This is a genomic window from Pseudomonas sp. D5(2026) (assembly GCF_057766845.1).
This window is the reverse complement of record NZ_CM173421.1, coordinates 2,302,403-2,318,705: the sequence shown is the minus strand read 5'-3', so window position 1 is coordinate 2,318,705 and position 16,303 is coordinate 2,302,403. Positions and strand designations below refer to the sequence as shown.

Annotated in this window: 15 protein-coding genes; 8 read left to right on the top strand and 7 right to left on the bottom strand. The window is 63.6% G+C overall.

Annotation, left to right across the window (positions count from 1 at the left end; genetic code table 11):
* Nucleotides 1-3 precede the first annotated feature (3 nt).
* The 4 genes from glcF (at nt 4) to pdxR (ending at nt 3,633) form a co-directional block, all read left to right on the top strand.
* Nucleotides 4-1,239 carry a glycolate oxidase subunit GlcF gene (gene glcF, locus AC3B5Q_RS10650; RefSeq protein WP_021782081.1) on the top strand — a complete coding sequence of 412 codons (1,236 nt, stop codon included), beginning with the start codon at nt 4-6 and terminating at the stop codon, nt 1,237-1,239.
* On the top strand, nt 1,232-1,630 hold the full coding sequence (locus AC3B5Q_RS10645) for a heme-binding protein (RefSeq protein ID WP_330509187.1): 399 nt from the start codon (nt 1,232-1,234) through the stop codon (nt 1,628-1,630). Before glcF ends, AC3B5Q_RS10645 begins: the two co-directional genes overlap by 8 nt.
* A 139-nt stretch (nt 1,631-1,769) precedes the next feature.
* On the top strand, nt 1,770-2,108 hold the full coding sequence (locus AC3B5Q_RS10640) for a hypothetical protein (RefSeq protein WP_021782083.1): 339 nt from the start codon (nt 1,770-1,772) through the stop codon (nt 2,106-2,108).
* A 91-nt stretch (nt 2,109-2,199) separates the two neighbouring features.
* A complete protein-coding gene (gene pdxR / locus AC3B5Q_RS10635) occupies nt 2,200-3,633 on the top strand; it encodes a MocR-like pyridoxine biosynthesis transcription factor PdxR (protein WP_103444231.1) in 1,434 nt (477 codons plus the stop codon).
* Here the strand turns inward: pdxR and AC3B5Q_RS10630 are convergent.
* Nucleotides 3,626-4,822: a CynX/NimT family MFS transporter gene (locus tag AC3B5Q_RS10630; protein ID WP_103444230.1), complete on the bottom strand. Its 1,197-nt coding sequence runs from the start codon at nt 4,820-4,822 to the stop codon at nt 3,626-3,628. The two genes, pdxR and AC3B5Q_RS10630, sit on opposite strands and share 8 nt — an antisense overlap.
* A 199-nt stretch (nt 4,823-5,021) precedes the next feature.
* On the opposite strand from AC3B5Q_RS10630, the gene AC3B5Q_RS10625 reads away from it, so the two are divergent.
* Nucleotides 5,022-5,459 (top strand): carboxymuconolactone decarboxylase family protein, encoded by a 438-nt coding sequence (locus AC3B5Q_RS10625; protein ID WP_103444229.1) that lies wholly within the window; start codon nt 5,022-5,024, stop codon nt 5,457-5,459.
* Between the two features lie 365 nt (nt 5,460-5,824).
* Here AC3B5Q_RS10625 and AC3B5Q_RS10620 read toward each other — a convergent pair whose 3' ends face one another.
* Nucleotides 5,825-6,835, bottom strand: a complete 1,011-nt coding sequence (locus AC3B5Q_RS10620) for an AraC family transcriptional regulator (protein WP_021782087.1) — start codon at nt 6,833-6,835, stop codon at nt 5,825-5,827.
* A gap of 168 nt (nt 6,836-7,003) precedes the next feature.
* On the opposite strand from AC3B5Q_RS10620, the gene AC3B5Q_RS10615 reads away from it, so the two are divergent.
* From AC3B5Q_RS10615 to AC3B5Q_RS10605, 3 genes are read left to right on the top strand one after another with little or no spacing between them, the layout of a single operon-like run.
* Nucleotides 7,004-8,188 (top strand): acetyl-CoA C-acyltransferase family protein, encoded by a 1,185-nt coding sequence (locus AC3B5Q_RS10615; RefSeq protein ID WP_003256172.1) that lies wholly within the window; start codon nt 7,004-7,006, stop codon nt 8,186-8,188.
* A gap of 13 nt (nt 8,189-8,201) precedes the next feature.
* Nucleotides 8,202-9,050: a 3-hydroxybutyryl-CoA dehydrogenase gene (locus AC3B5Q_RS10610; RefSeq protein ID WP_021782088.1), complete on the top strand. Its 849-nt coding sequence runs from the start codon at nt 8,202-8,204 to the stop codon at nt 9,048-9,050.
* 12 nt (nt 9,051-9,062) lie between these two features.
* On the top strand, nt 9,063-9,644 hold the full coding sequence (locus AC3B5Q_RS10605; RefSeq protein ID WP_021782089.1) for a TetR/AcrR family transcriptional regulator: 582 nt from the start codon (nt 9,063-9,065) through the stop codon (nt 9,642-9,644).
* Nucleotides 9,645-9,692: 48 nt separating this feature from the next.
* Here AC3B5Q_RS10605 and AC3B5Q_RS10600 read toward each other — a convergent pair whose 3' ends face one another.
* From AC3B5Q_RS10600 to AC3B5Q_RS10580, 5 genes are read right to left on the bottom strand one after another with little or no spacing between them, the layout of a single operon-like run.
* The gene (locus tag AC3B5Q_RS10600) at nt 9,693-10,070 is read right to left on the bottom strand and encodes a response regulator (RefSeq protein WP_003256176.1); all 378 of its coding nucleotides are present in this window, start codon (nt 10,068-10,070) and stop codon (nt 9,693-9,695) included.
* A gap of 44 nt (nt 10,071-10,114) precedes the next feature.
* Nucleotides 10,115-11,341: a hybrid sensor histidine kinase/response regulator gene (locus AC3B5Q_RS10595; RefSeq protein ID WP_021782090.1), complete on the bottom strand. Its 1,227-nt coding sequence runs from the start codon at nt 11,339-11,341 to the stop codon at nt 10,115-10,117.
* Entirely contained in the window at nt 11,335-11,910 is a 576-nt protein-coding gene (locus AC3B5Q_RS10590) for a chemotaxis protein CheB (protein WP_103469792.1), read from the bottom strand. The genes AC3B5Q_RS10595 and AC3B5Q_RS10590 overlap by 7 nt, the downstream gene beginning before the upstream one ends.
* A complete protein-coding gene (locus AC3B5Q_RS10585) occupies nt 11,907-12,728 on the bottom strand; it encodes a CheR family methyltransferase (RefSeq protein ID WP_021782092.1) in 822 nt (273 codons plus the stop codon). Before AC3B5Q_RS10585 ends, AC3B5Q_RS10590 begins: the two co-directional genes overlap by 4 nt.
* A complete protein-coding gene (locus tag AC3B5Q_RS10580; protein ID WP_488393080.1) occupies nt 12,725-16,192 on the bottom strand; it encodes a response regulator in 3,468 nt (1,155 codons plus the stop codon). The genes AC3B5Q_RS10585 and AC3B5Q_RS10580 overlap by 4 nt, the downstream gene beginning before the upstream one ends.
* Nucleotides 16,193-16,303: the final 111 nt, after the last annotated feature.

Sequence of the window (16,303 nt, the reverse complement as noted above, 5' to 3'; positions counted from 1 at the left end):
ACCATGCAAACCAACCTTAGCGAACCATCGCGCCGCCTGGCCCGCGCCGACGAAGCCGAGCGCATCCTGCGCACCTGTGTACATTGCGGTTTCTGCACAGCCACCTGCCCCACTTACCAGTTGCTGGGCGACGAGCTGGACGGCCCGCGCGGGCGCATCTACCTGATCAAGCAGATGCTCGAAGGCGAGCCGGTCACCGCCAGCACCCAACTGCACCTGGACCGCTGCCTGACCTGCCGCAATTGCGAAACCACCTGCCCATCCGGGGTGAAGTACCACGATCTGCTGGACATCGGCCGCGCGGTGGTCGAGCAGCAAGTGCCACGCCCGCTCAGCCAGCGCCTGTTGCGCCTGGGCCTGCGTGCGGTGGTGCCGCGCCCGGCACTGTTCAAGGCCCTGACCCGCAGCGGCCAGGCGCTGCGCCCGCTGCTACCGGCCTCAGTCAAACGCAAGTTGCCGGCGCAGGTCACCCCACCCGGCCAGCGTCCGGCAGTGCGCCACGCGCGCCGGGTACTGATGCTGGAAGGCTGCGTGCAGCCGGCCCTGTCACCCAATACCAATGCCGCTGCTGCGCGGCTGCTCGACCGCCTGGGCATCAGCGTGCAACCGATCCGGCAAGCCGGATGCTGTGGCGCGGTGGACTATCACCTGAATGCTCAGGCGCAAGGTCTGCAGCGGGCACGGCGCAATATCGACGCCTGGTGGCCCGCCATCGAAGCGGGTGCCGAGGCTATCGTGCAGACCGCCAGCGGCTGCGGTGCGTTTGTCCGCGACTATGGGCACCTGCTGGAAAAAGACCCCCATTACGCTGTCAAGGCCGCCCGGGTCAGCGCCCTTTCCCGCGATCTGGTGGAAATCTTGCGCGATGAGCCGATCGAACAATTGGCCCTGTGCGCCGAACAGCGCCTGGCCTTCCACTGCCCATGCACCCTGCAGCACGCCCTGAAGCTGGGCGGTGCGATAGAAGCGTTGCTGACGCGGCTCGGCTTTACCCTGACCTCAGTGCCCGATGGCCACCTGTGCTGCGGCTCGGCGGGGACCTATTCGCTGACCCAGCCTGAACTGTCACTGCAACTTCGCGACAATCGTCTGAATGCGCTGGAAAGCGGTAAGCCGCACCTCATTGCCACAGCCAACATAGGCTGCCAGGCCCACCTCGACGGGGCTGGACGCACGCCCGTGCGCCACTGGATCGAAATTGTCGAAGCAGCCTTGAACCCGGAGCCCGCCCATGCTTAGCAAATCCGTTATCGGCCAGGCCGAAATCGCCCGCGTACTGAGCGCCGCCCGCCAGGAAGCCCAGGCCCGGCAATGGAGCGTGACCATCGCCGTGGTCGACGACGGCGGCCACCCACTGGCCCTGGAACGTATGGACGGCTGCGCACCGGCCAGTGCCTACATCGCGCTGGAAAAGGCCCGCACCGCCGCACTGGGGCGCAAAGAGACGCGGGATTATGAAGAGATGGTCAATGGCGGCCGTACGGCATTCGTGACCGCGCCCCTGCTGACCAGCCTGGAAGGTGGCGTACCGCTGCGGGTGAAAGGCCAGGTGGTGGGCGCCATTGGTGTATCCGGCGTCAAATCCGAACAGGATGCCCAGGTGGCCAAGGCGGGGGCTGCTGCCTTGTAGACCCTGGGGTTCGACCACCGCCCAGCATCTTAAGACGTTTCCTACGCAGCCCTCAGAAGCGCCCTACTTGCTGCCTCTGCCCACAGAAAACATGATCGGCGCTGGAGGACGCAAGGTCGCGATCCAGAGGAGGCTCCGCATGCACCCGTACGCCCGCCCCATCGCCGAACTGCGCAGCAGTCTGCGCGAAATGTTGGCCCATGACATGACCAACCCCGACGACGACCCGCATTTGTCGGGCGTCATGTTCTTCTGCGCCACCGATGAACATTCACGGCAATTGATCGAACGTATCGAGTTGCTGGCCAGCGAGGTGTTCTTCGACGCGAACGGGCGGGCCATTTCAGAGCATATGAAGGCTTCGACGGTAGAAGGCGTGCGCATCAAGCGCAACCGCAACGCGCCGGAAGATGAAACCGTGATACGCATTTCCCTGGCAGAAAAAGGCTATATCACTGTCAGTACCGCCCGGTTCTGAGCGGTTGACGTGGCATCATCGCAGCCTGTGACAAGCACCTGAGTCGCAGCCAATCCGCTATCCTGAGCAATCCTCCGCTCCGGACCCGCCCATGGAACTGCACATTCGCCTGGAGGGCCGCAAAGGCCTGGCCGATCAGCTTTACCAGCAACTGCGCGACGGTATCGACAGCGGCCACCTGGCCGCCGGCTCCCAACTGCCGCCCACCCGTCTGCTGGCTGAACAACTGGGCGTATCGCGCAAGACAGTGGCCGAGGCCTATTCGCGGCTGACCTACGATAACCTGCTCAACGGCGTGGTCGGCCGTGGCACATTCGTCACCCCACGCCATCCGCTGCGCAGCAACGAATCAGCCACCATCCCCCTGGCCGGCGCCGCATCCCTCGAGCGCTGGCAGCAGCGCGCCACCGTGCTCAGCCAACGCCAGTTGCAGGCGCCATCGCGCTATGACTTCGTCGGTGGTGCTTCGAGCAAGGCACAGTTCCCGTTCGACCAATGGCGCAGTTGCCTGAACTACGCCCTGCGCCGTAGCCAGCGCCACGCCGAGCGACAATTCCCGGCCCAGGGCTTGCCGGAACTGCGCGAAGCCATTGCCCACCACATCGCCTACTCACGCGGGGTGCACTGCAGCGCAGCCGACCTGCTGGTATGCAACGGCGCCCAGCAAGCGCTGGACCTGATCGCCCGGGTGCTGGTCGAACCGGGCTGCCAGGTGGCCATGGAAGATCCTGGCTACCCGCCGGCACGGCAATTGTTCCTGGCCCTGGGTGCACGCCTGCAATCGGTGCCAGTGGATGATGAGGGCCTGTGCGTGGAACAGATCGCCGAAGGCACCCGGCTGATCTACGTAACACCCTCACACCAGTTCCCACTGGGCATGCCGATGAGCGAGCCACGCCGGCATGCCCTGCTGGCGCGGGCCGCCGAGCTGGGTGCACTGATCATCGAAGACGACTACGACTGTGAATTCCGCTACCACGGGCCAGCCTCGGACGCGCTGCAGCGCCTGGACCGGCATGGGCTGGTCGCCTATGTCGGGACCTTCTCCAAGACCTTGCTGCCCGAGCTGCGCCTGGGTTATGCCGTATTGCCGCCTGCCGTACTGCAGGCCGCTTGCGTGGCCAAGCACCTCAGCGATTGGCACAGCCCTACCCTGCTGCAGTGGGCGCTCGCGCGCTTCCTTGGCGAAGGCCACCTGAACAAGCACATCCGCCGCTGCCACGAGGTCTACAGCGCACGCCGCGAGCGCATCCTGGCGCGCCTGGGCGGCGATCTGGCACCGTGGTTCCGCACCATCCCGGCCAGCGCCGGCTTCCACCTCAGTGCCTTGGCTACACCTGGGGTGGATGTGGAGCTGCTGGCCAATCTCGCGCGCAAGGTAGAAGTCGGCCTGTATTCACTGGCGCCATTCTTCAGCGAGGCGCCGGTACGGCCGGGGCTGTTGATGGGCTTCGGCGCCATCGAACTGCTGGATATCGACCCGGCGCTGGACCGGGTGCGCGATACCCTGCAACGCCTCAGTTGATTGCTGCGGCCTTGCCTGTTGCAGTCGGGCGGGCAATGGCTGCCGTATAGCCGCGCGGGTTGAAGCACGCGGTCACCAGCAGCATTGCCAGCACGGTCACGGTCAACAGCGTCCAAGAAGCCTGGAAGTCGCCACTGACATCCCGCAACCAACCGGTGATATACGGCACGATGCCGGTGATGATAAAGCCGATGCCCTGTACGAACGCCGCCAGGCTGCCGGCCTCGGCAGGCGTTTTCAGGTGTTCCAGGGTCAACGTCAGGCACTGGCTGAAACAGGCACCCAAGCCAAAGCCGATCATGGCTACCCAAAACCCGGAAGCCGCCGTAGGTATCAGCAGAAGCCCCAGGAAGCCCGCCAGCTGGATCGTCAACGCCAACCACAGCCCTGGACGCCTGTCTGTCCAACGTCGCAGCAGCAGCGGCAAGCCGAGCGCACCGAGCACCTGGAAGACGGTCATCAAGCCCACCAGGTCGGCGCCGCCCTGGGCGCTGCCGCCGTGTTCGATGTGGTAAGCCGGCAACCAGGCCACCATGCTGGTATAGCCGCCATTGATCAGGCCGAAGTACAGGGCCAGCAACCACGCCCGGCGGGTGCCGAACCAGTGCCCGCCTGCGACCCCAGACAGCTTTGGCGCCTCCTGCCTTGGCCGCAGCACGGCCCAGGCCAGCACCGCCAGCACGGCCGGGACAGCCCAAACGCCCAGGCCCGCCTGCCAGTAACCGAAATGGCCGCTGATGTGTGGACCGAGTACTGCAGCCAAGCCGCCGCCGCTCATCAGCGCCGCCGAGTACAGCCCCATTGCCCCGGCCAGACGCCCGGGGAACCAGCGGTTGACCAGCCCCGGCATCATGCCCTGCACCACCGCCACGCCCAGGCCGGCGACCAGCGCACTGGCGATCAGCGCCCAGGCACTGTCCAGTTGCAGGCGCCACAGGCAGGCCAAGGCAATCGCGGCCAGGCCTGCAAGCATGCCACCATGCTCGCTGACCCAGCGTCGCAGCCACGGTTGCAACAGGGGCACCAGGCCCATGCACAGCACCGGTAGCGCCGTCAGCAGGGCGGCCTGCTGGTAACCCAGGCCGGTGCTGGCGCGCATGGGTTCGAGTAACGGGCCGATACTGGTCAGGATCGGCCGCAGGTTCAACGCCAGCAGGATCACCAGCAACAGGTTCAATGCAGCTCTCATTGTGAATCGGTTCTCTTGAAGCAGGAACTGGCCATTATCCCGGCTCGGCTGGCTTGGCAGAAATGAAGAGATTGGATGCAGGTCAGTGGCCACCTGAATGGGCGATTGGCCTCCCGCTTATGCGCAAAATTGGCTATCGGGGTGACCAATGAGCGGCGCTACAGTAGCGCCATACCCACCCCGCACTTTGGAGACTGCCATGCACAACCGTATCGAATGGGCCAGACACGCGCCGCAAGCCTACAAAGCCATGGTCGGCCTGGAGCAGGCCCTGGCCAACAGCGGCCTTGAAAACTCGCTGCTGGAGCTGATACGCCTGCGCGCGTCGCAGATCAACGGCTGCGCCTACTGCGTCAACCTGCACGCCAACGATGCACGCAAGGCCGGTGAGACCGAAGCACGCTTGCAGACCCTGTGCGTGTGGCAGGAAACCAGCTACTTCACGCCGCGTGAACGTGCTGCGCTGGCCTGGGTCGAGAGCCTGACCCGCTTGCCAGAGCAGGGCGCGCCGCAGGCGCAATATGAAGCCCTGCGGGAACACTTCGAGCCAGCCGAGGTGGCCAACCTGACTTTGGCAATTGCCACCATCAATGCCTGGAACCGGTTCGGCGTCGGCTTTGCCATGGTGCCGGCCTGATCCTTTCGGGTGGCCTGTGCAGGCCTGTTCGCGGGCAAGCCCGCTCCCACAGGTACAGCGCAGCCGTCAAGGTCACTCGTTACCTGTAGGAGCGGGTTTACCCGCGAACACCGGCAGAGCCGGTGCCATCCACCGCGTTGGTTGCTTCGCGGGCAAGCCCGCTCCTACAGGGACAGCGCAGGTTTCAAGGTCACCCGGCACCTGTAGGAGCGGGTTTACCCGCGAACACCGGCAGAGCCGGTGCCATCCACCACGTTGGTTGCTTCGCGGGCAAGCCCGCTCCTACAGGGACAGCGCAGGTTTCAAGGTCACCCGGCACCTGTAGGAGCGGGTTTACCCGCGAAAGGGCCGGCACAGACGACACATCAACGGCCGGCCAGCCGCGCCCGGTAGCTCCCAGGGCTCTGCCCGGTCCACTTCTTGAACGCCCGGTGGAAGGCACTCGGTTCCTGAAACCCCGCCTGCTCGGCAATTTCGGCAATGCTCAACGTGCCTTCGCGCAGCCGCTCGAAGGCCATGGCCCGGCGCACTTCATCCTTGATCTGCTGGTACGAACGCCCTTCCCGCTCCAGCTGCCGGCGAAAGGTACTGGCACTGATCCCCTGCTGCTGCGCCAGCGCGGCCAATGTCGGCCACTGCCCATAGCGCAATGCCCGCAGGTGCCGATACACCTCAGCCACCAGCCCATTCTGATTGCGAAAGCGGATCACCAGGCCCTGCGGCGCGCTGCGCAGGAAGGTCTTCAAAGCCGCCCGGTCCTGCACCACCGGCAGGCGCAGGTAAGCACTGTCGAACTCCACCTCGGTGCGTCCGCTGCCCAGGCGCAGGTCCGGCCCCCACAGCAGCAAGTCGTCCTCCTGGGCCGGGCGCGACACTGCGAGCTCCGTGCGGTCGATGGCAATCCGCCGCCCGGCCAGCCAGCACAGCATGCCGATCATCAGCACCAGGTAGGTTTCCTCGGCATAGACCCGGGTCAAGGGGTCGGCAATGTTCGACTGCACACTGATCAGCGCCCGCCCGCCACGTACCGTCAGGCTGCCATGCAGGTCACGCAGGAACAGGCCGAAGCCCCCCATGCACTGGCGCAAGGCCTTTTCCAGGTTCGGCTCGAGGATCAAACCCCGACAAATCAGGGCGAAACTGCCCAGCGGCATGCCATGGCTGTCGAGGCCAAAGAACTCATCGTCAAGGCGCTGGATCAACGCCAGCCACAGCTGGGCGAACGCCTTGGCCGGCACCCGTGCCTGAGGCTGATCGAGCAGCTGCGGGGCGATGCCCACCGCAAGCAGCTGGGCATCACGCTCGGCGGGGGTGTCGCGCAAAGCGTGGAGCATGGCGTTGAGAAAGTACACGGCGACTGAATCGCTTTCGCGCATGGCGGTTTTCGCTGTCTATGCTGAGTGGCAAAAAGTGCCAGGTTCTTTGAACAGATCCGGCATAGGCTGCAACAGAGCCTTTGCCTAGACTCGAACCCACTTCGGGGCCGCCGACCATTCTCGCAGAGCCTGGCCCGGTCCCGCCACGCCTTCGCAATCGGAGCCCTTATGAGCAGCGCAGAAATCTACGTCGTCAGTGCCGTCCGTTCAGCCATTGGTGGCTTCGGCGGTTCCCTCAAGGACCTGCCACTGGCCGACCTGGCCAGCGCCGTGACCCGCGCCGCCATCGAGCGTTCGGGCCTGGCCGCCGAGCAAGTCGGCCACCTGGTGATGGGCACGGTAATCCCCACCGAACCGCGTGACGCCTATCTGGCACGGGTAGCGGCAATGAACGCCGGCATCCCCAAGGAAACGCCGGCATTCAACGTCAACCGCCTGTGCGGCTCTGGCCTGCAGGCCATTGTCTCTGCGGCCCAGGGCCTGTTGCTGGGCGACACCGACGTGGCCGTCGCGGCCGGCGCCGAATCCATGAGCCGTGGCCCTTACCTGCTGCCACAAGCGCGCTGGGGTGCACGCATGGGTGATCTGCAAGGCATCGACTATACCGTCGGCGTGCTGCAGGACCCGTTCCAGCACTTCCACATGGGCATTACCGCCGAGAACGTTTCGGCCAAACACGGTATTACCCGCGAAATGCAGGACGAATTGGCCCTGACCAGCCAGCGCCGCGCTGCTCGGGCCATTGCCGAGGGCCGCTTCGCCAGCCAGATCGTTGCGTTGGAGCTGAAAACCCGCAAGGGCAGCGTGCAGTTCAGTGTCGACGAGCATGTGCGTGCTGATGTAACCGCCGAGCAACTGGCCGGTATGAAGCCGGTATTCAAGAAAGACGGTACCGTCACCGCCGGCAACGCCAGCGGTATCAACGATGGCGCCGCCGGCCTGGTGTTGGCCACAGGTGACGCGGTACGCCGCCTGGGCCTGAAGCCACTGGCACGCCTGGTGGGCTATGCCCACGCCGGGGTGGAACCTGAGCTGATGGGCCTGGGGCCGATCCCCGCCACCCGCAAAGTGCTGGAAAAAACCGGCCTGAACCTACAAGACCTGGATGTGATCGAGTCCAACGAGGCCTTCGCCGCCCAGGCCTGTGCCGTTGCCCGCGAGCTGGGCTTCGACCCGGAAAAGGTCAACCCCAACGGCTCGGGCATTTCCCTGGGCCACCCGGTGGGTGCCACCGGTGCGATCATCGCCACCAAGGCCATCCATGAGCTGCAGCGCATCCAGGGCCGCTACGCCCTGGCCACGATGTGTATCGGCGGTGGCCAAGGTATCGCCGTCGTGTTCGAGCGCGTCTGAGGGAGGCTGACACATGAGCATTGAACAGATCGCCGTGATCGGCGCTGGCACCATGGGCAACGGCATTGCCCAAGTGTGCGCAATTGCCGGCTACCAGGTGCTGCTGGTGGATGTTTCCGATGCAGCGCTTGAGCGCGGCGTGGCCACCTTGAGCAAGAACCTTGAGCGCCAGGTCAGCAAAGGCACCCTCGACGCCGACAAAGCCGCAGCCGCCAAAGCCCGCATCCGCACCAGCACCGACTACACCCAGCTCAGCACTGCCCACCTGGTGATCGAGGCGGCTACCGAGAACCTGCAGCTCAAGCAGCGCATCCTGCAGCAGGTGGCAGCCAACGTCGCCGCCGACTGCCTGATCGCCACCAACACCTCGTCGCTGTCGGTGACCCAATTGGCCGCCTGCATCGAGCACCCCGAGCGCTTCATTGGTGTGCACTTCTTCAACCCGGTACCGATGATGGCGCTGGTGGAGATCATTCGTGGCCTGCAGACCAGCGACAGCACCTACGCCCAGGCCCTGGTGGTGACCGAAAAAGTCGGCAAGACCCCGATCACCGCCGGTAACCGCCCGGGCTTCGTGGTCAACCGCATCCTGGTGCCGATGATCAACGAGGCGATCTTCGTGCGCCAGGAAGGCCTGGCCAGTGCCGAGGACATCGACACCGGCATGCGCCTGGGCTGCAACCAGCCGATCGGCCCGCTGGCCCTGGCCGACCTGATCGGGCTGGACACCCTGCTGGCGATCATGGAGGCCTTCCATGACGGCTTCAACGACAGCAAGTACCGCCCTGCTCCACTGCTCAAGGAAATGGTCGCGGCCGGCTGGCTGGGGCGCAAGAGCGGTCGCGGTTTCTTCACCTACTGAGGACCAAGCACCATGCCCCCGGTCAATGCCGCAATGCGCTGTGCCAACTTTGAGGAGCGACGTGACCGGGCCATGGCATTGTTTGCCGAAAAGGGCTTTGGCCAGGTCAGCATGCGCGAGCTGGCGGCCCATGTGGGGCTGACCGCCGGCTCGCTGTACCATCACTTCCCCAGCAAGCAGGACCTGCTGTACGACTTGATCGAAGAGTTGTACGAAGAGCTGCAAGCCACGCTGGACCAGGCCCGTCGGGCCATGGCCCGTGGGGCATCGGCGTTGAGCTGCCTGATTGCTGCGCACTGGCAGCTGCATGCCGAGCGGCCGCTGCAGTTTCGGCTGGCCGAGCGGGATTTGTGTTGTTTGAGTGAGGCGCAACAGGCGCACCTGGCAGCGTTGCGCAAGCGTTATGAGGCAGGATTGCTGCGCCTGATCGCACCGCAAGCGAAACTGCCGGGGCAAGCGTTGGACGCCACAGCGCATGTACTGGCGACGCTTCTCAACCAACTGCCGGGGTTACTTAAAGCAATGCCTGAAGAGCAGGGGTTGGAGCTGATGGAAAACTTGCTGGTCGGCGGGATTGAGCGGACGCTGCGATAGCCTGCCATGGCCTCTGCGCGGGCTTGCCCCGCGAAGAGGCCGGATGCCTCAGCGCAACAGCGACTGGATCTGCTCGTGCAAGGTATCCAGGTCAAACGGCTTGGCCAGGATAGGTGCCTTGCGGGTGATCGGGCTACCAGACTCGAGAATCTCCGCCGGGTAGCCGCTGATGAAGATCACCTTCAGGTCTGGCCGCAACTTCACCGCGGGCTCGGCAATATCCACGCCCGAGATCCCCCCCGGCAAACGGAAGTCCGTCACCATCAGGTCCAGGTGCGGTTTGCTGGCCAGGATGGCAAACGCCTGCTCGCCATCTTCAGCCACCAGGACGTGGTACCCCTCACCCGCCAGGTAATCGCGCAAAATCATGCGAATCGCCGGTTCATCCTCGACGACCAGAACCACATCTTGTGCATCTTCACTCATGTTAACGCCTTGAAATACTTACAGTTGGCCATCAGACCCCAGGCTTACACAGAGGTTGCCCGAGCCTGGTCGTTTTGTTCTTTGAATGTTGCCAGCGGCAATTGCAGGGTGAATGTGGCACCCTTGCCCTCCTCGCTTTCAACCTGTATCCGGCCACCGTGCGCCTGGACGATCTGCTCGGAGATGTACAACCCCAGGCCCAGACCTCCGCTGGCCTGCTGGGCAGCGACCCGCTCGAACTGCTGGAAGATCCGCTGCTGATTGACGGCGCTGATACCGATGCCGTGATCCTGTACCTGCACCCAGGCCATGCCGTCCTGCTCGAACACCCGTACCTGCACCGGATTGCGCTCGCCGTAACGCATTGCATTGGACAACAGGTTGGCCACTACTTGTTCAATCCGGAATTCGTCCCACTCCCCCTTCAGCGCTTCGCAACGCTGCAATTCGATGTGGGTGTCCAGCGCCATGGCCTGCGCCGTGAAGTTTTCCACCAGCCCACGCACCAGTTGGCCCAGGTCAAACAGTTTGGGCCGCAGCGACAATTTACCGGTACGGATGCGCGAAACATCAAGCATGTCCTCGACCAACCGGATCAGACTGTTGATCTGCCGTTCGTCGCGCTCGACCATGGCCTGCAGCTTGTCGACACTGAACGCGTCCAGGTTGCCCCGTGCTAGGTGCATCTTGCGCAACTGGGTTTCCAGGATCAGGCCATTGAGCGGCGTACGCACCTCGTGGGAGACGATCGACATGAAGTCGTCACGCATGCGCACGGCATGCTCCAGCTCACACCGCGCCACCTGCAGCTGGCTGAGCAGCAGCTCCTGTTCCTGGCGGCTCTGCTCCAAGGCTTCCAACTGCCGGCCAAGTACCTTGCGCTGGCGGAACAGGTCGACGAACACCGAGACCTTGCTTTTCACTGCCAGGGTATCGAGCGGCTTGTGCAGAAAGTCCACGGCCCCGCTCTCGTAGCCCTTGAAGGCATAATTCATCTCGCGGCCCGCCGCACTGACGAAGACGATCGGGATATGCTTGGTCTTGTCGGTGCCGCGCATCAGCTCGGCCAGTTCGAAACCGTTCATGCCCGGCATCTGCACATCGAGAATGGCCAGGGCAAACTCGTGCTCGAGCAGCAACGACAACGCAGCCTCGGCAGACTGGGCCTGGTGCACCTCACGGTCCTCGCCCTGGATCAGGGCGTCGAGCGCAAGCAGGTTTTCCGGCAAGTCGTCGACAATCAGCAGTTTGGCGATGGTGTGGCTTAGCATGCGCTGTATTCCAAGGTCGCGAGCAACTGCCCGATACCGCTCAGAGTAAGGATATGGTCGGGCTGGTGCAGGGCCAGAGCAGCCTCCGGCATCAGGGCAACCTGTGCGTCACGAGGGTCCTGGACGATCGTGCGCCCCCCAATGTTCTTGATGTAGGCAAGGCCCCTGGCGCCGTCTTCGTTAGCCCCGGTGAGCAGCACACCCAGCAAGCCGTCGCCATAGGCATCGGCCGCCGAGATGAACAGGAAGTCAATCGCGGGGCGCGAGAAATGCACCGGTTCTTCCTGGCTCAGCGACAGCGTCAGGTCGCGCTCCACCGACAAGTGGTAACCCGGCCCCGCCACATAGATCTGCCCGCTGCGGATCCTCTCCTTGTCACGTGCCTCGCACACCGGTCGATGCAGCCGCCGCTGCATCACGCCAGCCAGCTGGCTGTGGCGATCGTCCGGCAGGTGCAGCACGCAGAGCACCGGTATGGCGAACGCCGATGGCAACGTGCCGAGCACCTGGAACAATGCCGCCACGCCACCCGCCGAGGCGCCGATCACCACTGCACGTACGCCGTTCATGATTTACGGAAGATCCGTTGGGGCTTGACCAGCGGCTCGAAACGTTCGCTGTAGGCCGAAAAGTCCACCGACTCCTTGCTACCCAACACCAGGAAACCGCGGTGGCAGAGCGATTCATGGAACAGGCCCAGCGCCCGATCCTGCAGGTCCTTGTTGAAGTAGATCAGCACATTGCGGCACGACACCAGCTGGGTCTCGGAGAACACGCTGTCGGTGGCCAGGCTGTGGTCGGCGAAGGTCACGTTGTCGCGCAGGCTGCTGTCCATGATGGCGTTGCCATAGGCGGCGGTGTAGTACTCGGCAAAGTCACGACGGCCACCGGCCAGACGGTAGTTTTCCTCGTATTCGCGCATGCTCTGCATCGAGTAGATGCCCTGCTTGGCCTTGTCCAGCGAATGCGGGTTGATGTCGGTGGCGTAGATGATGGTGCGTTCAAGCAGCCCTTCCTCACGCAACAGGATGGCCATGGAATACACCTCTTCCCCCGTGCTGCACCCCGCGATCCAGACCTTGATCGAGGGCCAGGTACGCAGCAGCGGCACCACTTCGTTGCGCACGGCAAGGAAGTGGTCAGGGTCACGGAACATCTCGCTGACCGGGATCGTCAGGTACTGCAGCAACTGCATGAACATGCCCGGGTCGTGCAGCACGCGCTCCTGCAACGCAGACACCGTCAGGCAATCGAACTGACGCAGCGCGTGGAGAATCCGGCGCTTGATCGAAGCACCGGAATAATTGCGGAAATCGTAGCTGTACTTGAGGTAGATCGCCTCGATCAGCAGCCGGATCTCGATGTCGGTGTTGCGTTCGCTAGTCAAATTCGCTCCAGTTGCGGCAGCCAGACACGGATCAACGAGAACAGGCGGTCCAGGTCGATCGGCTTGGCCAGGTAATCATTGGCACCGGCTTGCAGGCAACGCTGCTGGTCATCCTTCATGGCCTTGGCGGTCACGGCGATGATGGGCAGTTTGCGCCAGCGCGGTTGCTGACGGATCAGGCGGGTGGCCTCGAAGCCGTCCATCTCCGGCATCATCACGTCCATCAGCACCAGATCGATGTCGTCGTGCTGCTCTAGGCGCTCGATGGCTTCGCGCCCGTTGCGGCCGATTTCGACGATGGCGCCCTTGTGCTCCAGGGCACTGGTCAGGGCGAAGATATTACGCACATCGTCGTCCACCAGCAGCACCTTGCGGCCCTCGAACACCTTGTCGCGGCTGCGCGCGGTCTTGAGCATGCGTTGACGTTCGTTGGACAACTGCGATTCGACCTTGTGCAGGAACAGCGTTACTTCGTCGAGCAGGCGCTCCGGCGAACGTGCGCCCTTGATGATGATCGAGCGTGAATACTTGAGCAGGTCGGCTTCTTCCTCGCGGGTGAGGTTGCGGCCGGTATACACGATCACCGGCGGGAAGGCGCGAATATCCTCGGCTGTCATGCGTTTGAGCAGCTCGTTACCGAGCATGTCTGGCAGTTTGAGGTCGATAATCATGCAGTCGTAGATGTTCTGGCGCAACAGCGCCAGGGCATCCTGGGCCATGGCCACGGCCGTGATCTCGACATCGTCGTCGCCGATCAGCCGGGCGATGCTCTCGCGCTGCAGGTCGTCGTCTTCCACCAGCAGGATGTGCTTGAGCTTTTGCGTAAGCTTGGCTTCCAGGCGAGCGAACACCTCCTTGAGCTCCTCGCGACTGGTGGGTTTGACCGCATACCCCACCGCCCCCATGTGCATGGCCGCCTCGACGCGGTCTTCCACCGAAATGATATGCACCGGGATATGGCGAGTGCCGGCCTGCTCCTTGAGGCGCTGCAGGACAGTCAGGCCCGAGTGGTCGGGCAGGCGCATGTCCAGCAGGATCGCATCCGGAATGTACTGGGCCGCCAGCTCGAAGCCTTCGTCGGCGCCATGGGCCACCAGGCAGCTATAGCCCAGTTCATGGGCCAGGTCGAAGAGGATGCGGGCAAAGTTGGGCTCGTCTTCGATCACCAGAATGCAACGGGTATCGAAAGGTGCGCGCTCGCGGTCGTCGGCAAAGGCCGGTGCCGGGCGCATGACCGCGGCAGCCAGCGGCGCTTGCGGTGCAGGCGGCAACGCATCGACAGCCGGGCGCAGGCTTTGCGGCTCGACGTCTTCGGCCTCGGCGGCATAGCGCTCCGGCAGAATCAGGCTGAACACACTGCCCTGCCCAGGGCTGCTATCGACATTGATCTGACCACCGAGCAAATGCGCCAGGTCACGGGAGATCGACAGGCCCAGGCCAGTGCCACCATAGCGGCGATTGCTGGTGCCATCGACCTGGTGGAAGGCGCCGAAGATCGCCTGCTGCTGATCGGCCGCAATGCCGATGCCGGTGTCACGGACCGCGAACACGATACCGCTGCCAGCCTGGAAGCTGACGTTCATGCTGACCTGGCCACGCTCGGTGAACTTGATGGCGTTGGACAGCAGGTTCTTGAGGATCTGCTCCAGGCGCTGACGGTCGGTGAACAGCGTGGTCGGTACCTGCGGCTCGACCTTGACCTCGAAGGCCAGCCCCTTGTGACCGGCAAGTGGCTGGAACATGCCGCGCAAGCCTTCGACCAGGCGCTCGACCTGGGTGGTCTCGGGCCGTACTTCAAGCTTGCCGGCCTCGACCTTGGCGATATCAAGAATGTCGTTGATAAGGTTAAGCAGATCGTTGCCAGCCGAGTAGATGGATTCGGCGAACTTGACCTGCTCTTCGCTGAGGTTGCCCTCACCGTTCTCAGCCAACAACTTGGCCAGGATCAGCGAGCTGTTGAGCGGCGTGCGCAGCTCATGGGACATGTTGGCGAGGAATTCGGACTTGTACTTGCTCGATCGCTGCAGGTCGTCGGCACGGGCCTGCAGCTCCAGTTGCGCCTGGCTCAGCTCATCGTTCTTGCGGTCCAGCGCTTCGGTGCGTTCTGACAACTGCTCGTTGGTCTGCTCGAGTTCGGCCTGTTGGGTCTCCAGATGAGCCTGCGACTCCTTGAGCACCCGTGACTGCTCTTCGAGCTCTTCGTTGGCAGTCTTGAGTTCTTCCTGCTGCACCTGCAGCTCTTCGTTGAGTTGCTGGGTTTCGGCCAGCACTTCCTGCAGGCGCTGACGATAACGGGCACTCTCGATCGACATGCCCAGGTTGCCGCCGACCCGCTCCAGCAGCTCTTCATCCCGCTCTTGCAAGGGGCGCAGGAAACCCAGCTCGATCACCCCGTTGATCTGCCCGTCTTCGGTCGCCGGCATCAGCAGCGCACTGCGCGGCAAGCCGCTACCCAGGCCGGAACTGAGGCGATAGAAGTCTTCGGGCAGGTCGTCCAGGCGCAGCAAGCGGCCTTCGCGGACCGCCTGGGCCAACAGGCCATGGTGGTCCGGCTCGACTTGCTCGCGGGCCTGCTCTTCGGCTCCCAGGCCATAACAGGCCACGCGCACCAGCCGGCCATGCTCGTCGCGCACGTACACGGCACCCACCACGCTGCCCAGATAAGAGGCAAAAAAGCGCAGGATGTTCTCGCCAAGCATGGGCAAGGTCAGCTGTCCGAGCACCTGCTGCGCCAGCTGGGTCTGGCCGTTGCGCAACCAGGCCTGGTGCTCCAGACGCTGCGCCGAGCGTTGCTGGGCCTGCAGGTTTTCGTCATAGCTGGCCGAAAGTGCCAGCAGGTCACGACGGCCCAGGTAAGCCAGCAATGCGCTGAGGCCGACAATGAACAGCACGAAAGACGAGATCGCCATCACAGTGACGGAACTGACTTTTTCGTTGCGGGCCATGCGCAGTTGTTGTTCGGTACTGATCAGGTCGTCGAATTCCTTGCGGATTTCATCAGTGATGCGCTTGCCCCGGCCGTTGCCGATCAAGGTCTGGTAATCGCCCTGGCTGCGGCGCAGGTTGATCATCTGGTTGCCGAAGTCGTTCCAGGCCTGCTGCAAGGCGATCAGCCGATCGATGCGGTCGACCTGCTGGGGGTTGTCCTCGACCATGCCGCGCAGGCTCTGCAGGCTGCCGAAAATGCGTGGCTTGGCCACCTCGTAGGGGTCAAGGAAGCGCTCGTCGCCTGTGATCAGAAAGCCGCGCATGCCCGTTTCCATGTCGATCGACAGCTTGACCGTATCGTTGGCATTGCCGATCACCCGGTCAGTGTGCTCGACCCACTGCATGGCCGAAAGCAGATAGTTGATCACCGCGACGAAGGCCACGGCCCCCAGCAGGCCAACCCCCAGGGGAAGGCCGATGTTGCGGCTCAACAGCTTGCGAAAGCTTCGCTGGTCCATCGAGGCTGCTTGAATCATGAGAAAACGCCCGAGCTAGAAAAGTCCATTGAAAAGAGTGGCCGATCAGTCGTTATTGTTATCTGCCACTGCACTGTCCTGATAAGCGAGTCTAACCAGCTTTGACAGGTC